We start from the raw sequence: 16,721 nt of genomic DNA, 5'->3' as shown, positions 1-16,721 counted from the left end.
GCCATCGATCCGGGCCAACCGCATCACTATGCGGCGATCGCCATTCCCATGAAACGACTGGCCGCCAATAATGCACGCTCGCCAGTCGATGCTCAATTCCGGCTCAAATCCTGGACCTACTCGCGAGTCACGTAATCCGCCGGACGCGTACCACCCCCTACCAGCACGGATATCCGGCAAAGAAAGTAAACATTCAGCAATGAACTCTGTGCAGAGGTCCATGAATAGCCCTACTGTGTGGCAACTCTCCGCGCTCCGCCCACCTCGGAGCCCCCACACACAGAGAGATCGCACATGGCTTCCCTCAACCAGATCTCGCCGCCCGGCCAGAACACCGGCACCAGCGGGACCGCCCACCGGTCGCTCAAGCGGCACGTCGGCCTCGTCGGCCTCATGTGGGCCTCGGTCGGCTCGATCATCGGCTCCGGCTGGCTCTTCGGCGCCAAGAGCGCCGTCACCGCCGCCGGCCCCGCGGCCATCATCTCCTGGGGCATCGGCGCCGTAGCGATCGTGCTGCTGGCCCTCGTGCACGCCGAGCTCGGCGGGCTCTTCCCGGTCTCGGGCGGCACCGCGCGCTACCCGCACTACGCCTTCGGCGGCCTGGCCGGCATGTCCTTCGGCTGGTTCTCCTGGCTCCAGGCGGCTACCGTGGCACCGATCGAGGTCGAGGCCATGATCAGCTACGGCAAGGACCTGCCCGGGGCCGGCGGACTGCTGAACGCCAACCACACCCTCACCACCAGCGGATTCATCGTCGCCACCCTGCTCATGGCGGTTTTCGTGGCGGTGAACTTCCTCGGCGTGAAGGTCCTCGCCCGCACGAACAGCATCGCCACCTGGCTGAAGATCTTCGTTCCTTTGTTCACGATCTTCGTCCTGGCGATCACCAGCTTCCACGGCTCCAACTTCACCTCGCACGGCTTCGCCCCGTTCGGCGCGAAGGGCGTGCTCGCGGCGATCAGCACCAGCGGCATCATCTTCGCCCTGCTCGGCTTCGAGCAGGCCATTCAGATCGCCGGTGAGAGCCGCAACCCCAAGCGCGACATCCCGCGCGCGGTGCTCGGCTCGGTCGCCATCGGCACCCTGATCTACACCCTGCTCCAGGTGGTCTTCATCGGCGCCCTGCCGGTCAGCGCCTTCGTCAACGGCTGGGACAAGCTCGACTTCCCCGGCATCGACGGCCCCTTCGCCGGCCTGGCCACCCTGATCGGCCTCGGCTGGCTGTACTACGTGCTGAAGGTCGACGCGGTGATCTCCCCCGGCGGCACCGGCCTGATCTACACCACCTCGACCTCGCGCATCTCCTACGGCCTGAGCCGCAACGGCTATGCCCCGCAGAAGTTCGAGCAGCTGGACAAGAACGGCGTGCCGTGGTTCGGCCTGATCATCTCCTTCGTCACCGGCGTGATCTGCTTCCTGCCCTTCCCCAGCTGGCAGACGCTGGTCAACTTCATCACCTCCGCGAGCGTGCTGATGTACGCGGGCGCCCCGCTGGCCTTCGGCGCCCTGCGCCGCCGGCTGCCCGACCGCGAGCGCTCCTACCGGCTGCCGCTGGGCGGCGTGATCTCCCCGACCGCCTTCGTGGTCTCCAGCCTGATCATCTACTGGGCCGGCTGGGACACCCTGTACCGCCTGGGCATCGCCATCCTGCTCGGCTACCTCCTGCTCGGCAGCTACGCGGCGTACGCGATCAAGAAGGGCCTGCCGAACGCGCCGCGGCTCAACTGGAAGGCCGCCCAATGGCTGCCGGTCTACCTGCTGGGCCTCGGCCTGATCTCCTGGCAGGGCGGCTTCGGCAACGGCACCAACCTGATCCCCATGTGGTACGACATGGCCCTGGTGGCGGTGTTCTCGCTGGTCATCTACTACTGGGCGATCCGGGTGGCGCTGCCCGCCGAGGAGATCGAGCGCGAGGTCGCCGACGTCGAGGTGGTCGACGCGGGCGGCCACTGACCCCCGCCGAACCCGTGGCAGGGCCCGCCGGACGTGCGTCCGGCGGGCCCTGCCACGTTCTCCGCTACGGCTCCGGCACCGCTAGAGGCTCAGCACCGCCCGCAGCGCCGCCGCGACCTCGGCCTCCGGGTCGTCGACCGGGCCGGGCGAGCGCCAGGCGACGAAGCCGTCCGGGCGCACCAGCAGTGCGCCGTCCGGGCCGATGCCGTGCAGGGCGGCGAAGTCCGCGCCCGGCTCCGGGGCCAGGTCGTCCTCGGCACCGTCGCCGATCCGGTAGCCGTCCAGCGGGACGGCCAGCCCGTCGGCCGCCCGCCGGGCGCCCTGCTGCCAGGCCGCACCCCCGGGGCCGGTGAGCAGCACCATCGCCTGCTCGTACAGGTCCAGCGTGGACAGCCGCACGCCCGCGCGCAGCAGCCACTGGTGCGGGGCACGGCTGCCCGGCTCGCCGGCCGACTCGAACTGCTCCGGGACGACCGCGCCGGACGGGTCGGTGCCGAGCACCGCGCCCCGCGGGTAGCGGTAGCCGAGCGCCACCGCCAGCACCCCGGCCTGGCGGCCGGCGCCCGGGACCACCGCGTAGCCGGGGTGGCTGTGCTCGGCGGAACGGGCCGAGGCGCGCTCGCTGGTCACCCGGGCGACCGGGAGGCGCTCCTGCCCGTACGTCTCCAACAGACCGGGCCCGGCCCAGCCGCACAGGACGGCGGCGAGCTTCCAGGCCAGGTTGTGGGCGTCCTGGATGCCGGTGTTGGAGCCGAAGGCACCGGTCGGGGACATCTCGTGGGCCGAGTCCCCGGCGAGGAAGACCCGCCCGGCGCCGTACCGCTCGGCCACCCGTTCGGCGGCGTGCCAGGGCGCCTTGCCGGTCACCTCGACGTCCAGTTCCGGCAGGCCGACGGCGGTGCGGATGTGCCGCTCGCAGCGCTCGTCGGTGAAGGCCTCCAGCGGCTCGCCGTGCTCCGGGTGCCAGGGCGCGTGGAAGACCCACTCCGTCCGGTTGTCCACCGGCAGCAGCGCGCCGTCCGCCTCCGGGTTGGTCAGGTAGCAGGCGATGAAGTGCCGGTCGCCGACCACCTCGGCCAACCGCTTGGCGCGGAAGGTGATGCTGACGTTGTGGAACAGCTCACCCTTGCCGGTCCGGCCGATGCCCAGGCTCTCGCGGACCGGGCTGCGCGGACCGTCCGCCGCGACCAGGTACTCCGAGCGCACCACCCGCTCGTCACCGGTCTCCCGACTGCGCAGCACCGAGGTCACACCGCCCGCGTCCTGCTCGAAGGAGACCAGCTCGGTGCTGAACCGCACGTCGCCGCCCAGCTCGCGGGCCGCCCGCAACAGCACCGGCTCCAGGTCGTTCTGGCTGCACAGGCACCACGAGCTGGGACTGAACCGGGCCAGCCGCCCGCCCGGGTCGATCTCCCGGAACAGCCACTCCTGCTCCGCGCCGGTCAGTGAGGGCGCCTGGAGGATGCCGTGGTTGGGGGCCAGTACCGAGGCCGCCTCGCGGATCGCCGACTCGATCCCGGCCCCCCGGTACAGCTCCATCGTGCGGACGTTGTTGCCGCGCCCGCGCGGGTGATGCGAGGTGTCGGCGTGCTTCTCGACCAGCAGGTGCCTGACACCCAACCGGCCGAGGAACAGCGAGGCCGACAGCCCGACCAGGGACCCGCCCACGATCAGGACCGGCACCCGGTCGTCAACCTTCGGATTCATCGATTGCTCCACCCTGTCAGGGGATTCCGCGGCCCGGCTACTGGGCTCGGCGCCGCCCTCGACGGGCCCGCTCAGCCGGGGGCCCCGGTCTTCCATCCCCCGCCGGAGGGGGGCTGTGCCACCCCTTCGCCCGGATGGCCCGCAAATCTCGCGCCGCACCCGGTCGGCCGCTCACGATCGACCTCAGGCCTGGCGCCGACTGCCCCGGGCCGACCGCCACCGCACCTTCCTCGCCCAGGCCGGGAGCACCCGCCGGACGCGGCCGACACGGCCCGCAGCGTGCGGCCCAGAGCAGAAAGTGGATCATGACAACTCTGTCCGAACCGCAGCCGAAGCAGCACGAAGAGTCCGACACCCGGTTGAGGGTGGTGCTGATGCTGGAGCTCCAGGACGGCGCCCAGCAGCGTTTCCTCGACGTCTACGAACAGCTACGCCACCAGGTGGCCGCGGTGCCCGGCCATGTCAGCGACCAGCTGTGCCAGTCGATCAACGACCCCCGCCAGTGGCTGATCACCAGCGAGTGGCGGGACCAGGAGACCTTCCTGGAGTGGGTGGAGAGCCCGGCCCACCGGGAGATGGTCAAGCCGATGCACGGCTGCGTCAGCGACAACTTCCGCTCGCTGCGCTACACCGTCCTGCGGGAGACCTCGGCGGCCGGCTCCACCGGCACCCGGGCCCCGATGGAGGTCCCGCCCGGGCTGCCGCGCAGCGAGCCCGCCGGGCACGTCGGCCCGCCGCAGGCCGACCCGGGCCCGGACGGTGTGATCCGCCATGCGCTGACCTTCACCGTCAAGCCCGGCAGCGAGGCCGAGGTGGCCCGCATCCTGGCCGGCTACGCCTCGCCCAAGGCCGAGGTGGACGCGCACACCCGGCTGCGCCGCACCTCGCTGTTCATGCACGGGAACCGGGTGGTCCGGGCGGTCGAGGTGGTCGGCAACCTGGGCGACGCGCTGCGCCACGTGGCGATGCAGCCCGAGGTGCGGGCGGTCGAGGCGGAGCTCAACCCGCACCTGGAGGAGGCCCGCCAGCTGGGCGACCCGATGGCCGCCCGCGCCTTCTTCGCCAAGGCGTCGCTGCCCGCCAGGCACCAGGCGATCGCCAGCTCCCCCGCCTCCGGGCGGCTGCACCGGCACGCCGTGCTGTACCCGGTCCGCCCGGGCCAGGGCCGGGCCGTCGCCGAGCTGCTCTTCGACCACGACAACCTCGCCACCGCCGACCCGACCGGCCCGGTCGCGGCGGCCATCGTGTTCCAGCGCGAGGACACCGTGGTGCGACTGGTCGACCTGCGGGTGCCGGCCGAGGCCGAGCCGGCGGCCGCGCTGGGTGTGGCGGGCGATCAGGAGGCCGCCGAGCTGGCCGGGCTGCTGGACCTCGGCCTGACAGGCGACCTGCGCACCGTCGCGGGACTGAGCGCGTTCCTCGCCGCCCGCACCATGAGCCCGGTCACCGACCGCAGTTCACAGAGCGACTGACCCGGAGGAGATCCATCATGACCACGCAGTACCCGCGGATCATCAACGTCGACGAGGCTCCGGAGAACCGCCGCCACGGCGCCGAGCTGCGCACCATGCTCACCCCTCCCAGTTGCGGGGCGACCAGCGGCTTCATGGGCCTGGCCATCCTCAAGCCCGGGGAGCGGATCAACGAGCACTACCACCCGTACTCCGAGGAGTTCGTGTTCGTCGTCTCCGGCGACCTGGAGGTGGACCTGGACGGGGAGACCCGGCCGCTCAAGCCCGACCAGGGCCTGATGATCCCGATCAACATGCGCCACCGATTCCGCAACGTCGGCGACACCGAGGCCCGGATGGTCTTCCACTGCGGCCCGCTCGCCCCGCGCCCCGACCTCGGCCACGTGAGCACCGAGGAGACCGCCGCCTCCGGCCCGCCGGAACACGCCAAGGTGGCCTCGTGACCCGGCGGGTCGCCGTCACGGGAATAGGTGTGGTCGCGCCCGGAGGGATCGGGATCCCCGCCTTCTGGGACCTCCTGACGGCCGGCCGTACCGCCACCCGGGGCATCACCCTGTTCGACCCCACCGGGTTCCGGTCCCGGATCGCGGCCGAGTGCGACTTCGACCCGACGGCCCACGGGCTGACCCCCGAGCAGGTCCGACGGGACGACCGCTACGTGCAGTTCGCGATGGTCGCGGCCGACGAGGCGGTCGCCGACGCCGGGCTGGACCTGGCCGCCGAGAACCCGTGGCGGATCGCCGTCTCGCTCGGCACCGCCGTCGGCGGCACCACCCGGCTGGAGCACGACTACGCCATGGTCAGCGCCGGCGGCGCGCGCTGGGACGTGGACCACCGGCGGGCCGAGCCGCAGTTGCACCGGGCCTTCGCGCCCAGCACGCTGGCCTCCACGGTCGCCGAGCGGGTCGGCGCGCACGGCCCGGTGCAGACCGTCTCCACCGGCTGCACCTCCGGCCTGGACGCGATCGGCTACGGCTTCCAGGCGGTCGAGGAGGGGCGCGCCGACATCTGCGTGGCCGGCGCCTCCGACTCCCCGATCTCGCCGATCACCGTCGCCTGCTTCGACGCCATCAAGGCCACCAGCGAGCGCAACGACGACCCGGAGCACGCCTCCCGCCCCTTCGACGCCCACCGGGACGGCTTCGTCCTCGGCGAGGGCAGCGCCGTCCTGGTGTTGGAGGAGCTGGAGCACGCCCGCCGCCGCGGCGCGCGGATCTACGGCGAGGTCGGCGGCTTCGCCACCTTCGGCAACGCGTACCACATGACCGGCCTCACCAAGGAGGGGCTGGAGATGTCCCGGGCGATCGACCACGCGCTCGACCACGCCCGGGTCAACCGCACCGACGTCGACTACGTCAACGCGCACGGCTCGGGCACCAAGCAGAACGACCGGCATGAGACCGCCGCGGTCAAGCGCTCGCTCGGCGGCCACGCCTTCGGGACGCCGATGAGCTCGATCAAGTCGATGGTCGGGCACTCGCTCGGCGCGATCGGCGCCATCGAGGTGGTCGCCTGCACCCTGGCGCTCGCCCACGGCGTGGTGCCGCCGACCGCCAACTACGAGACTCCGGACCCGGAGTGCGACCTCGACTACGTGCCGCGCACCGCGCGCGAGCTGCCACTGAGCCACATCCTCTCGGTCGGCAGCGGATTCGGCGGATTCCAGTCCGCCGTCGTGCTCAACAGAACGGGGTGAATTCCATGACGTCACGTCAGCAGGGCCGCCGGGCCGTGGTCACCGGCCTCGGTGTGGTGGCACCGAACGGTGTCGGGGCCGACGCCTTCTGGAAGGCCACCAGGCAGGGCGTGAGCGTCCTCGACCGGATATCCCGCGAGGGCTGCACCGAGATACCGCTCAAAGTCGCGGGTGAGGTGCGGCAGTTCGATCCCCGGTCGGTGATCGACAGTCGCTTCCTCGTGCAGACCGACCGGTTCACGCACTACGCGATGGCCGCCGCCGACCTGGCGGTGGCGGACGCCGGATTCCGGCTCGACCCCGAACAGCCCTTCGCGGTCGGCGTGGTGACCGCGGCCGGCTCCGGCGGCGGCGAGTTCGGCCAGCGCGAGCTCCAGCAACTCTGGGGCCAGGGGCCGAAGTTCGTCGGCCCTTACCAGTCCATCGCCTGGTTCTACGCGGCCAGCACCGGCCAGATCTCGATCCGCGGCGGCTACAAGGGCCCGTGCGGGGTGGTCGCCAGCGACGAGGCCGGCGGCCTGGACGCCCTCGCGCACGCCGCCCGCTCCATCAAGCGCGGTACCGACACGGTGGTGGTCGGCGCCGCCGAGGCCCCGCTGGCGCCGTACTCGATGGTCTGCCAGCTCGGCTACCCCGAACTGAGCCTGTCCGACCAGCCCGACGCGGCCTACCTGCCGTTCACCGCGCAGGCCTGCGGCTTCGCCCCCGCCGAGGGCGGCGCGATGCTGCTGCTGGAGGACGAGCAGTCGGCCCGGCGGCGCGGCGCCACCATCCGGGCGTACCTGGCCGGGCACGGCGCCACCTTCACCGGGGCCTCCCGCTGGGAGGAGTCCCGGAACGGGCTGGCCGCCGCGATCCGGATCGCGCTGGACGAGGCCCGGGCGGCGCCCGAGGAGATCGACGTGGTCTTCGCGGACGCCCTCGGCATCCCCGCCGCCGACCGGGCCGAGGTCCTCGCGCTGGCCGACGCGCTCGGCCCGGACGCCGAGCGCGTCCCGGTCACCGCGCCCAAGTCCGGCACGGGGCGGGCCTATTGCGGCGCCCCGATGCTGGACGTGGCCGCCGCCGTACTGGCCATGGAGGACGGCGTGCTGCCGCCCACCCCCAACGTCACCGAGGTCTGCCACGACCTCGCCCTGGTGACCGACCACGCCCGCCCGGCCGAGCTGCGCACCGCGCTGGTGCTCAGCCGCGGGCTGATGGGCTCCAACTCCGCACTGGTGATCCGGCGCGGGGAGCTGCCCTGAACCTCGGCCCCGAACCTCGGCCCCGAACCTCGGCTCCGGACCGGGTCTGGCCTCCCGGTCCTGAACCACCCCGTCACTCCTCCGAAGGGAAACCACGTGAGCAACAACCTCAGCTATCCCGAGCTGGCCGCCCTGCTCCAGGCCCGGGCCGGCGTCACCGTCGACCCCGGCGACCTGGAGCAGCCGGGCGCGCAGTTCGAGGAGTTCGGCGTCGACTCGCTCGGACTGCTCGGCGTCGTCGGCGAGCTGGAGAACCTGCACGGCCTCAAGGTCACCTCCGGCGCCGAGTCCGCCAAGACCCCGGCCGAGTTCATGGACCTGGTCAACAATTCCCTCGTCACGAAGGCTGGTGCCTGAGATGCCCGGACACACCGACAACGAGATCGTCATCAACGCCCCGCTCGACCTGGTCTGGGAGATGACCAACGACCTGGAGAACTGGCCACAGCTGTTCAGCGAGTACGCCTCGGTGGAGGTGCTGGAGCGTGACGGCGACCGGGTGCGGTTCCGGCTCACCATGCACCCGGACGAGAACGGCATGGTGTGGAGCTGGGTCTCCGAGCGCACCACCGACAAGTCCTCGCTCGCGGTCAACGCCCGCCGGGTCGAGCCCGGCCCGTTCGAGTTCATGGAGATCCGCTGGGAGTACGCGGAGGTCCCGGCCGGCACCAGGATGCGCTGGATCCAGGACTTCGCGATGAAGCCCACCGCCCCGGTCGACGACAAGGGCATGGTCAACCACATCAACAAGAACTCCCGGATCCAGATGCAGCTGATCCGCGAGAAGGTCGAGAAGCGGGCGGCCGAGCAATGACCGGAACCCACCGTGCCCTGATCGTCGCCCGGATGAAGCCCGAGGCGGCCCCGGACATCGCCGAGGTGTTCGCCGACTCCGACCGCGGCGAACTGCCGCACCTGATCGGCGTCACCGGCCGCAGCCTCTTCCAGTTCGGCGACGTCTACCTGCACCTGATCGAGGCCGACCGCCCGCCGGGCCCGGCCGTCGCCACGGTCATCGGCCACCCGGAGTTCCGGGCCGTCAGCGACCGCCTGACCGCCTTCGTCCAGGCCTACGACCCGGCCACCTGGCGCGAGCCGAAGGACGCGATGGCGCGCGAGTTCTACCGCTGGGAGCGCTGACCTCCCGCTCCCCGCTGCTCTCACTGTGGGCCCGCCCCCGGCCGTGCGCCGAGGGCGGGCCCAGGCCGTACAACCCCGCACCCGCACGGATTCACCCGAATCGCCGAGGCACCCGGGTGAACTTTCCCGGGACTCCACCCGAAGGGCGCACAGTCAGTACCGGCGCCGCCACGCTCCGGTGGCAGGCGGCCTCTCGGTGGTTGACGGTGGATCAGGCGCCATTGCCCGCGAGTCCTCTTGCCCGGCACCCCGTCGGCGGTCGCGGCCCCCGCGCCGGAAGGATCAACCTCATGCGTTCTGCACGCACGCTCCTCGCCGGGGCGGCCGTAGCGGCCGTCCTCACCGCCGGCGCCCCCATGGCCTTCGCCGACGGCTCCTCCGACCTGGGCAAGAACCTCACCTGGCAGGAGAAGTCCGACCGGGGCTCCGAAGGCCGCGGTAACGAAGGCCGAGGCAACGAAGGCCGAGGCAACGAAAGCCGAGGCAACGAAGGCCACGGTAACGAAGGCCAAGGCAATGAAGGCCGGGGCAATGAAGGCCGAGGCAACGAAGGCCGAGGCAACGAAGGCCGAGGCAACGAAGGCCACGGTAACGAGGGCCGGGGCAACGAAGGCCGGGGTGAGGACCACAAGTCCCCGCACGGCGGCGTGCACACCGGCGGTGGCGGTATGGCGATGTCCGGCGGCGGCCTGGCCTCCGGCGCGGTGCTGCTGCTCGGCGGCCTCGGGGCCGGCGCCTACGCGCTGCGCCGCGGCCGCCGCACGTCCGGCGCCGCCGCCGTCTGAGCCTGCCACCGCCGCCTCTGGGCGCCTCCCCCGGCCGGGGCGGGGCGCACGGGGGCGGCGGGTCATTGCGGAACAGGCCCAGACGGTTCCGGTGGTTCCAGCGGAACTTCGAGCGGAGGACAGGAATGACGGGCGGTCCCGGCTCCGGAATGCCCCGGCTGCTACGCACGGCGATGGGAGCTGCAGCGGTCGGCCTGCTGCTGATCTACAACTCGGTGGCCCCCCGGCCGAGCGGCGACTCGGCCGCCGGCCAGGCCGCCCGGCCGGCGGCCGCCGCACCCGCCGCACCCGCCGCACCCGCCGCACCGGCGCCGTCGGCGTCCGCCACCACGGCCTCGAAGGGCGCCCCGGCCGCGGCGGCGCTGAAGCCGTCCAAGCCGACCCGGCTGCGGATCCCGCAGATCGCGGTGAACGCGCCGTTCACCGAACTCACCCTCAACCCGGCCGGCCAGCTCAACGCCCCGCCGCCGGACGACAAGAACCTGGTCGGCTGGTACCGGGACGGGGTCACCCCTGGCGAGCGCGGCAGCGCGGTCGTCGCCGGCCACGTCGACACCACCAAGGGCCCGGCGGTGTTCCTGCTCCTGAACCTGCTGCGGCCGGGCAACAAGGTCGAGGTGAGCCGGGCGGACGGCACGGTCGCGGTGTTCTCCGTCGACTCGGTGGAGACCTTCGCCAAGAACGCCTTCCCGGACCAGAAGGTGTACGGGAAGACCCCGGACGCCCAACTGCGGCTGATCACCTGCGGCGGCGCCTACGACAAGAAACGGAAGGACTACCTGAACAACGTGGTGGTCTTCGCCCACCTGGAGTCCTCGCACAAGGCCTGAGCGCACAGGGCCCGAGCGCGCGGGCCCGCCGGCAGGACCGACGGCCGCTGCTCCCCGGAGAGTCGGGGAGCAGCGGCCGTCGCGGTTTCGGGTCAGCCGCGGACGACGGACTCGAAGGCGTGCAGGTAGGGGTTGACCGGGCGGACGGCGGTGACGTCCAGGCCGGCCTCCGCCATCAGGCCGACCATGCTCTCCTCGGAGTGCTTGGCGCCGCCGACGTTGAGCATCAGCATCAGGTCCATCGCGGTGGTGAAGCGCATCGACGGGCTGTTGTCGACCAGGTTCTCCACCACGACGACCCGGGCGCCGGGGCGGGCCACGGCGACGACGTTGGCGAGGGTGCGGCGGGTGCTCTCGTCGTCCCACTCCAGGATGTTCTTGATGATGTAGAGGTCGGCACGGACCGGGATCTCCACCCGGCAGTCGCCCGGCACCAGGCGGGCGCGGGTGGAGAAGGCCCCGCCGTCCCGCAGTCGGGGGTCGGCGCCGGCCACCACCTTGGGCAGGTCGAGCAGGGTGCCGTGCAGGGCCGGGTGCTTCTCCAGCAGGCTGACCAGCACGTGGCCCTGGCCGCCGCCGATGTCCGCGACCGAGTCGATACCGGTGAGGTCCAGGTAGTCGGCGAAGTCCTGGGCGGACTGCCGGCTGGAGGTGGTCATCGCCTTGTCGAAGACCTTGGCCGAGTCGCCCGCATCGCTGTGCAGGTAGTCGAAGAACTCCTTGCCGAACAGGTCGGGGAAGACGTTGCGCCCGGAGCGGACCGCCTCGTCCAGCTTCGGCCAGGCCTCCCAGGTCCACGGCTCGGTGCACCAGAGGGAGATGTAGCGCAGCGAGTTGGGGGCGTCCTCGCGCAGCAGGCGGGACATCTCGGTGTGCTCGAAGCGGTCCTCGGAGGTCTCGGCGAAGATCCCGTAGCAGGTGAGCGCGCGCAGCAGGCGGCGCAGCTGGCGGGGTTCGGTGTCGAGCCTGTCCGCGAGTTCGGTGACGCCGGCCGGGGTGTCGCCGAGCGCGTCGGCGAGGCCGAGCCGGGCGGCCGCGCGGACGGCGGCGGCGCAGGCGGCGCCGAAGACGAGCTCGCGCAGGCGCATCGCGGCCTGTGGGGTGGCGTTGGTGGGTGCGGTGGTCATGGGCGGTCCCTGTGGGTGTGTGGGGCTCGGGTCGGCGGGCGCTCGGGTGTGCGGGGCTCAGCAGCGGCCGGACGGCTGGGAGAGCGAGCAGGTGTTGCGGCTGTAGGAGTTGTCGGTGCCGGTGTCGCGGTCGGCGAGGTCGACCGGGCCGTTGCCGCTCAGGTGGTTGTCGGCGATGGTCGCCCGGGTGTTGGGGATGCCGACGACGCTCTTGAACAGGACGATGCCGCCGGAGAAGCCCGAGGTGCCGACGTTGTCGTGGACCTCGTTGTCGGTCACCCGGGTGTCCTCGGTGCCGGTGAGCACGATGCCGGCGCCCTGGACGACACCCAGCCTCGGGTTGGCCGGGCAGAACTTGTTGTTGGCGACCACCCGGTTGTGCCGGACGTCCAGGTCTCCGGCGCGGGGCACGCCCTCGTCGCCGACCACGAAGACGCCGGCGCAGTTGCCGCTGATCTCGTTGCCCTCGACGGTCAGCACGCGCAGCCGGCGGACGGTGACGCCGACCCGGTTCCCGGTGAGCTCGTTGCCCTGGACGACGGTGCCCCCGGTGTCGGGCGCGCCGCCCTCGCGGTAGGCGTAGTTAGCGAGGAAGACGCCGGACTGGCCGTTGTCGATCGAGCGGTTGCCGATGATGGTGGCCTTGGTGGAGATCTCCTGGCTGATGCCCTGCTGGGCGTTGTCGTGGACGTAGGTGGCGCGGACGGTCAGGCCGGTGGTGCCACTGGCGTCGATGCCGTTCTTGCGGAAGCCGGTGACGGCGAGGGACTCGATGGTGACGCCGGACAGCGGGGCCTGCTCGGTGCCGACCACGCAGACGCCGTGCCCGGCGGTGGCGCAGGCGTTCTCCGTACCGTCCCCGGGGGTGATCACGCTGAATTCGCCGGCGCCGCGCAGGGTCAGGCCGGGGGTGGCGATGCGGACGCTGCCCCGGTAGGTGCCCGGGAGCAGCTGGACGGTGTCGCCGGGCTTCGCGGCGTCGACGGCCCGCTGAATCGATTCGCCCGGCTGGACGAGGTGCAGGGCGCCGTCGGCGGCGTGGGCCGCCGGGGCGGCGGCCAGGGTGGCGAGGACAGTGGTCAGGGCGGTGGCGGCGGCGGTGGCCGCGGCGAGGTGTTGGACCCGACGCGTGGGCATGAGTGGTGACCTGTCTTTCGGCGCGCGTGGTGGGGCGGGGTGCGGGTGCGGGTGCTCGCGGGACTTCGGGGAGCTGGTCCGACGTGGTGCGTCTGACACGGTGTGTGTGGGTGGTGACGTTCGGTGGGTACGGCCGAATCGACGGTATGGGCGCCCGGGTGAGCCCGCCACCAGGGCTGGGCTGCGGGACTGACGGGGCGTCGGCCGCCGGTGGGACGCTCCGGCGTGGCGTGCATGACCGCCGGGAGGTCGGGCCGCGAACCGGCCCGGTCCGGGCCCGTGACATCCTCGGGGTCATGAGCACCGCGTCCGTACCGTCCGCCGCCACCGTCCACAACCCGATCGGCGCCCACGTCCCGGTGGCCGCCCGCGGCCTGGCCGGGACGGGACTGGCGTACGCGCGGAAGGTCGGCGCGGAGACGGTGCAGGTGTTCGTGGCCAACCCGCGCGGCTGGGCCACTCCCCCGGGCAGTCCGGCGCAGGACGAGGAGTTCCGCACCGCCTGTGCCGAGCAGGGCATCCCGGCGTGGGTGCACGCGCCGTACCTGATCAACTTCGGATCGGACAATCCGACCACCCGTGAGCGCTCGGCGGACTCACTGCGGCACTCGCTGCGCCGCGGCCACGCGATCGGCGCGCTCGGCGTCGTCCTGCACACCGGCTCGGCGGTCGGTACGGCGCCCGGCGGCGGCTCCCGCCGGGCCGAGGCGATGGCCCAGGTCCGGGCGGACGTCCGGCCGCTGCTGGACGAACTGGACGCGCTCGGCGAGGACGCGCCCCGGCTGCTGCTGGAGCCCACCGCCGGTCAGGGCAGCTCGCTCTGCTCGCGGCTGGAGGAGCTGGCCGAGTACGTGGAGGCGCTGGACGGGCACCCCAAGGTGGGCGTCTGCCTGGACACCTGCCACGCCTTCGCCGCCGGTCACGACCTGGCCGTACCCGGCGGGGTGACGGCCGCGCTGGACGCGCTGGCCTCGGCGGCCGGTCCCGGCCGGCTGCGGCTGATCCACGCCAACGACTCGGAGGACGTGGTCGGCGCGCGCAAGGACCGGCACGCCAACATCGGTGCGGGGATGATCGGCGCGGAGCCGTTCCGGGAGCTGTTCGAGCACCCGGAGACGGCCGGGGTGCCGCTGCTGGTGGAGACCCCGGACCGCAAGCACGGCGGGGACGGCACCGGGCACGCGCTGGACATCGCGGTGCTGAAGGAGCTGCGCGCACGGGCGGCGGTCCGGGCCTGAAGCCGCCCGGTGGCCGGGGCGACCGTCCCGTTCGGCCGCTGTCCCCGATCCGCTGTTGAGCGGACAGCCGTGAGCCCGGGGGCCGACGGGCGGCCTCCGGGCTCGTAGTTCAGCGGGATCAGCAGCCGCAGTCGCTCTCACTGTCGCTGTGCTCGTGGAAGTTGAACCAGTTGGCGTGCGGGCCGAACAGACCGACGCCCGCGGAGCCGGCCTCCAGGCTCTGCGAGGACGACTGCTCCGACGAGTGGCCCCCCGCCATCGCCGAGGTCGGCGCGGCCGCGATGGCGGCACCCGTCACGACGGTGATCACGGCGAGCTTGCGGATCTTCCCACGAAGCGACATCTGATGTCCTTTTGGTTCGTCTGGTTCGTCTCTGTCCCTCAACCCGCGTCTCCGAACGGTCAGTTCGACCGCCAGGCGGACCGGGCCGCGCCCCACGGGGAGGCGCCGCGCCAACGTTGGCATACGAACCCGCACCGGCGGGCGCGCGCCGCAACCGCGCTGGGGCATCCGGGTGACACATCTCCCCCGCCCGGCCGAACCACCCCATTCCGGGTCGAACGGCCTCGCGATGGGCACCGGACGAGTGCCCGTCCGACCGGCGTACAGCCGTAAGTCTTGCGGCGATCCGGCGGGCTGGACGAACAAATCCCATCGATTTGGTGCTAGGTACCGCCCGGTCCGAGCATGAACGGTCGCTCCACCGAGCGCGAGCAGGACCACGAAAGGCGCACCACCCTCATGCAGACCAGCCCCGCCGAACCCCGGCAGGCGACCCGACCGAGCGACCCGCGAACCCCGGCCCCGGTCGATGCGAGACCCTCGAAGAACGGCCGCTTCGGGCTGCCGACCGCCACCGCCCTGGTGATGGGCAACATCATCGGCGGCGGCATCTTCATGATCCCGGCCGCCGTGGCGCCGTACGGGACGGTCAGCCTGCTCGCCTTCGTCGTCCTCACCGTGGGCGCGATCGCGCTGGCCCTGGTCTTCGGGCAGTTGGCCCGCCGCAACCCGCGCACCGGCGGGCCGTACGTCTACGCCCGCGAGGCCTTCGGGGACTTCGCCGGCTTCCTGTCGGCCTGGTCGTACTGGATCACCACCTGGGTCAGCAACGCGGCGCTCGCCGTCGCCGCCGTCGGCTACCTGGACGTACTGCTGCCGGTCGGCCACAACACCGCGCTGGAGATCACCGCCGCGCTGGCCTTCCAGTGGCTGCCCGCGCTGGCCAACCTGGCCGGCACGAAGTACGTCGGGGCGGTCCAACTCGTGTCCACCGTCCTGAAGTTCATCCCGCTGGCACTGGTCGCGGTGGGCGGCCTGTTCTTCTTCGACCCGAAGAACCTCGGGCCCTTCGACGGCAACGGCCAGGGCTGGATGGGCGGCATGACCGCCGCCGCGGCGATCCTGCTGTTCAGCTACCTGGGCGTGGAGTCGGCCGCGATGAGCGCCGGTCAGGTCCGTGACCCGGAGCGCAACGTCGGCCGGGCCAGCGTGCTCGGCACCTCCGGCGCGGCCGTGGTCTACCTGCTGGGCACCGTCGCCGTGTTCGGCACCGTCGCCCACGAGCAGCTGATCCACTCCGCCGCGCCCTTCTCGGACGCCGTGAACGCCATGTTCGGCGGCTCCTGGGGCGGCACGGTGATCGCCGTCGCCGCGCTCGTCTCGATGACCGGCGCGCTCAACGGCTGGACCCTGCTGGCCGCCCAGGCGCCGTACGCGGCCGCCAAGGACGGCCTGTTCCCGGCCGCCTTCGGCAAGGAGAAGCGCGGCGTACCGACCTTCGGTGTGATCGTCAGTGTCGCCCTGGCCTCGGTGCTGACCGTCCTCAACTTCGCCAGCGGCGCCAAGGGCGCGTTCGACATGCTGGTCCTGGTCACCACCTTCACCGCCACCGTCCCGTACCTGCTCTCCGCCGCCGCCCAGCTCTACTGGCTGGTCCGCGGCGCGACCGACAAGGTCGACACCCCCCACCTGGTCCGCGACGCCGTCCTCGGCCTCGGCGCCTTCGCCTTCTCGATCTGGCTCCTCGCCGGCGCCGGCTACGCCGCCGTCTACCAGGGCGTCCTCTTCCTCTTCGCCGGCATCCTGGTCTACGTCTGGCTCGCCGGCCGCCGCCGGGCCAGGCCGGAGGGCGACGCCCACTGACCCCTTGACGGCAGTGGCCCCGGCGTGCGGTGTACCGCGCGCCGAGGCCACTTCTCGTGTGCTGGGTCGAAAACGTCCGGAGGTGCTAGCCGGCCGGCAGTTCGCGGAAGCGGTTGATGGCGGGCAGGTGCTTCTCGCGCAGTTCGTGGTCGCGGACGCCCAGGCCCTCTTCCGGGGCCAGGCAGAGCACGCCGACCTTGCCCTGGTGCTTGTTGTGGTGCACGTCGAGGGCGGCCTGGCCGG

At 72.3% G+C, this 16,721-nt stretch carries 16 protein-coding genes and 1 pseudogene; 12 read left to right on the top strand and 5 right to left on the bottom strand.

The window, feature by feature from the left end; all coding sequences use genetic code 11:
- Window positions 1-294: 294 nt before the first annotated feature.
- On the top strand, window positions 295-1,953 hold the full coding sequence (locus ACIRYZ_RS29210; protein ID WP_402949756.1) for an APC family permease: 1,659 nt from the start codon (window positions 295-297) through the stop codon (window positions 1,951-1,953).
- 81 nt (window positions 1,954-2,034) lie between these two features.
- Here the strand turns inward: ACIRYZ_RS29210 and ACIRYZ_RS29205 are convergent, their stop codons facing one another.
- Window positions 2,035-3,756, bottom strand: a complete 1,722-nt coding sequence (locus ACIRYZ_RS29205; RefSeq protein ID WP_402949754.1) for an FAD-dependent oxidoreductase — start codon at window positions 3,754-3,756, stop codon at window positions 2,035-2,037.
- A gap of 209 nt (window positions 3,757-3,965) precedes the next feature.
- Between ACIRYZ_RS29205 and ACIRYZ_RS29200 the strand changes: the two genes are divergently transcribed.
- From ACIRYZ_RS29200 to ACIRYZ_RS29160, 9 genes are all read left to right on the top strand, one after another.
- Complete coding sequence (locus tag ACIRYZ_RS29200) at window positions 3,966-5,132, top strand: SchA/CurD-like domain-containing protein (RefSeq protein ID WP_393040303.1); 1,167 nt, start codon at window positions 3,966-3,968, stop codon at window positions 5,130-5,132.
- Window positions 5,133-5,149: 17 nt separating this feature from the next.
- Window positions 5,150-5,575 carry a cupin domain-containing protein gene (locus ACIRYZ_RS29195; RefSeq protein ID WP_387627598.1) on the top strand — a complete coding sequence of 142 codons (426 nt, stop codon included), beginning with the start codon at window positions 5,150-5,152 and terminating at the stop codon, window positions 5,573-5,575.
- A complete protein-coding gene (locus tag ACIRYZ_RS29190) occupies window positions 5,572-6,828 on the top strand; it encodes a beta-ketoacyl-[acyl-carrier-protein] synthase family protein (protein WP_402949750.1) in 1,257 nt (418 codons plus the stop codon). The genes ACIRYZ_RS29195 and ACIRYZ_RS29190 overlap by 4 nt, the downstream gene beginning before the upstream one ends.
- Before the next feature lie 5 nt (window positions 6,829-6,833).
- Window positions 6,834-8,075, top strand: a complete 1,242-nt coding sequence (locus tag ACIRYZ_RS29185; protein WP_402949747.1) for a ketosynthase chain-length factor — start codon at window positions 6,834-6,836, stop codon at window positions 8,073-8,075.
- Window positions 8,076-8,171: 96 nt separating this feature from the next.
- The gene (locus ACIRYZ_RS29180; protein ID WP_402949744.1) at window positions 8,172-8,432 is read left to right on the top strand and encodes an acyl carrier protein; all 261 of its coding nucleotides are present in this window, start codon (window positions 8,172-8,174) and stop codon (window positions 8,430-8,432) included.
- A gap of 1 nt (window position 8,433) precedes the next feature.
- Window positions 8,434-8,889, top strand: coding sequence for an SRPBCC family protein (locus ACIRYZ_RS29175; RefSeq protein WP_402949741.1), 456 nt, complete (start codon window positions 8,434-8,436; stop codon window positions 8,887-8,889).
- Window positions 8,886-9,215 (top strand): TcmI family type II polyketide cyclase, encoded by a 330-nt coding sequence (locus tag ACIRYZ_RS29170; protein WP_402949738.1) that lies wholly within the window; start codon window positions 8,886-8,888, stop codon window positions 9,213-9,215. The genes ACIRYZ_RS29175 and ACIRYZ_RS29170 overlap by 4 nt, the downstream gene beginning before the upstream one ends.
- A 290-nt stretch (window positions 9,216-9,505) precedes the next feature.
- Window positions 9,506-10,000 carry a hypothetical protein gene (locus tag ACIRYZ_RS29165; protein WP_402949735.1) on the top strand — a complete coding sequence of 165 codons (495 nt, stop codon included), beginning with the start codon at window positions 9,506-9,508 and terminating at the stop codon, window positions 9,998-10,000.
- 173 nt (window positions 10,001-10,173) lie between these two features.
- Window positions 10,174-10,830: a class F sortase gene (locus ACIRYZ_RS29160; protein WP_402949733.1), complete on the top strand. Its 657-nt coding sequence runs from the start codon at window positions 10,174-10,176 to the stop codon at window positions 10,828-10,830.
- A 92-nt stretch (window positions 10,831-10,922) separates the two neighbouring features.
- Here the strand turns inward: ACIRYZ_RS29160 and ACIRYZ_RS29155 are convergent, their stop codons facing one another.
- Together ACIRYZ_RS29155 and ACIRYZ_RS29150 are read right to left on the bottom strand one after the other, a co-directional pair.
- On the bottom strand, window positions 10,923-11,957 hold the full coding sequence (locus tag ACIRYZ_RS29155; protein ID WP_402949731.1) for a methyltransferase: 1,035 nt from the start codon (window positions 11,955-11,957) through the stop codon (window positions 10,923-10,925).
- Between the two features lie 57 nt (window positions 11,958-12,014).
- Window positions 12,015-13,094, bottom strand: coding sequence for a nitrous oxide reductase family maturation protein NosD (locus tag ACIRYZ_RS29150; RefSeq protein ID WP_402949729.1), 1,080 nt, complete (start codon window positions 13,092-13,094; stop codon window positions 12,015-12,017).
- 296 nt (window positions 13,095-13,390) lie between these two features.
- Between ACIRYZ_RS29150 and ACIRYZ_RS29145 the strand changes: the two genes are divergently transcribed.
- On the top strand, window positions 13,391-14,332 hold the full coding sequence (locus ACIRYZ_RS29145) for a deoxyribonuclease IV (protein ID WP_402949726.1): 942 nt from the start codon (window positions 13,391-13,393) through the stop codon (window positions 14,330-14,332).
- Window positions 14,333-14,450: 118 nt separating this feature from the next.
- Here the strand turns inward: ACIRYZ_RS29145 and ACIRYZ_RS29140 are convergent, their stop codons facing one another.
- Window positions 14,451-14,675 (bottom strand): hypothetical protein, encoded by a 225-nt coding sequence (locus ACIRYZ_RS29140; RefSeq protein ID WP_402949723.1) that lies wholly within the window; start codon window positions 14,673-14,675, stop codon window positions 14,451-14,453.
- A gap of 399 nt (window positions 14,676-15,074) precedes the next feature.
- On the opposite strand from ACIRYZ_RS29140, the gene ACIRYZ_RS29135 reads away from it, so the two are divergent.
- The gene (locus ACIRYZ_RS29135) at window positions 15,075-16,478 is read left to right on the top strand and encodes an amino acid permease (RefSeq protein WP_402949982.1); all 1,404 of its coding nucleotides are present in this window, start codon (window positions 15,075-15,077) and stop codon (window positions 16,476-16,478) included.
- Between the two features lie 85 nt (window positions 16,479-16,563).
- Here ACIRYZ_RS29135 and ACIRYZ_RS29130 read toward each other — a convergent pair.
- Window positions 16,564-16,721, bottom strand: a pseudogene (locus ACIRYZ_RS29130) (crotonyl-CoA carboxylase/reductase); the annotation flags it as partial.

It is taken from the genome of Kitasatospora sp. NPDC101155 (assembly GCF_044768305.1).
GTDB lineage: Bacteria > Actinomycetota > Actinomycetes > Streptomycetales > Streptomycetaceae > Kitasatospora.
This window is presented reverse-complemented; position numbering and strand designations above follow the sequence as displayed.

Coding starts and splice junctions, on each gene's coding strand:
- ACIRYZ_RS29210 (WP_402949756.1), top strand. CDS start 295: ATGGCTTCCCTCAACCAGATCTCGCCGCCCGGCCAGAACACCGGCACC.
- ACIRYZ_RS29205 (WP_402949754.1), bottom strand. CDS start 3,756: ATGGAAGACCGGGGCCCCCGGCTGAGCGGGCCCGTCGAGGGCGGCGCC.
- ACIRYZ_RS29200 (WP_393040303.1), top strand. CDS start 3,966: ATGACAACTCTGTCCGAACCGCAGCCGAAGCAGCACGAAGAGTCCGAC.
- ACIRYZ_RS29195 (WP_387627598.1), top strand. CDS start 5,150: ATGACCACGCAGTACCCGCGGATCATCAACGTCGACGAGGCTCCGGAG.
- ACIRYZ_RS29185 (WP_402949747.1), top strand. CDS start 6,834: ATGACGTCACGTCAGCAGGGCCGCCGGGCCGTGGTCACCGGCCTCGGT.
- ACIRYZ_RS29175 (WP_402949741.1), top strand. CDS start 8,434: ATGCCCGGACACACCGACAACGAGATCGTCATCAACGCCCCGCTCGAC.
- ACIRYZ_RS29170 (WP_402949738.1), top strand. CDS start 8,886: ATGACCGGAACCCACCGTGCCCTGATCGTCGCCCGGATGAAGCCCGAG.
- ACIRYZ_RS29165 (WP_402949735.1), top strand. CDS start 9,506: ATGCGTTCTGCACGCACGCTCCTCGCCGGGGCGGCCGTAGCGGCCGTC.
- ACIRYZ_RS29160 (WP_402949733.1), top strand. CDS start 10,174: ATGGGAGCTGCAGCGGTCGGCCTGCTGCTGATCTACAACTCGGTGGCC.
- ACIRYZ_RS29155 (WP_402949731.1), bottom strand. CDS start 11,957: ATGACCACCGCACCCACCAACGCCACCCCACAGGCCGCGATGCGCCTG.
- ACIRYZ_RS29150 (WP_402949729.1), bottom strand. CDS start 13,094: ATGCCCACGCGTCGGGTCCAACACCTCGCCGCGGCCACCGCCGCCGCC.
- ACIRYZ_RS29145 (WP_402949726.1), top strand. CDS start 13,391: ATGAGCACCGCGTCCGTACCGTCCGCCGCCACCGTCCACAACCCGATC.
- ACIRYZ_RS29140 (WP_402949723.1), bottom strand. CDS start 14,675: ATGTCGCTTCGTGGGAAGATCCGCAAGCTCGCCGTGATCACCGTCGTG.
- ACIRYZ_RS29135 (WP_402949982.1), top strand. CDS start 15,075: ATGCAGACCAGCCCCGCCGAACCCCGGCAGGCGACCCGACCGAGCGAC.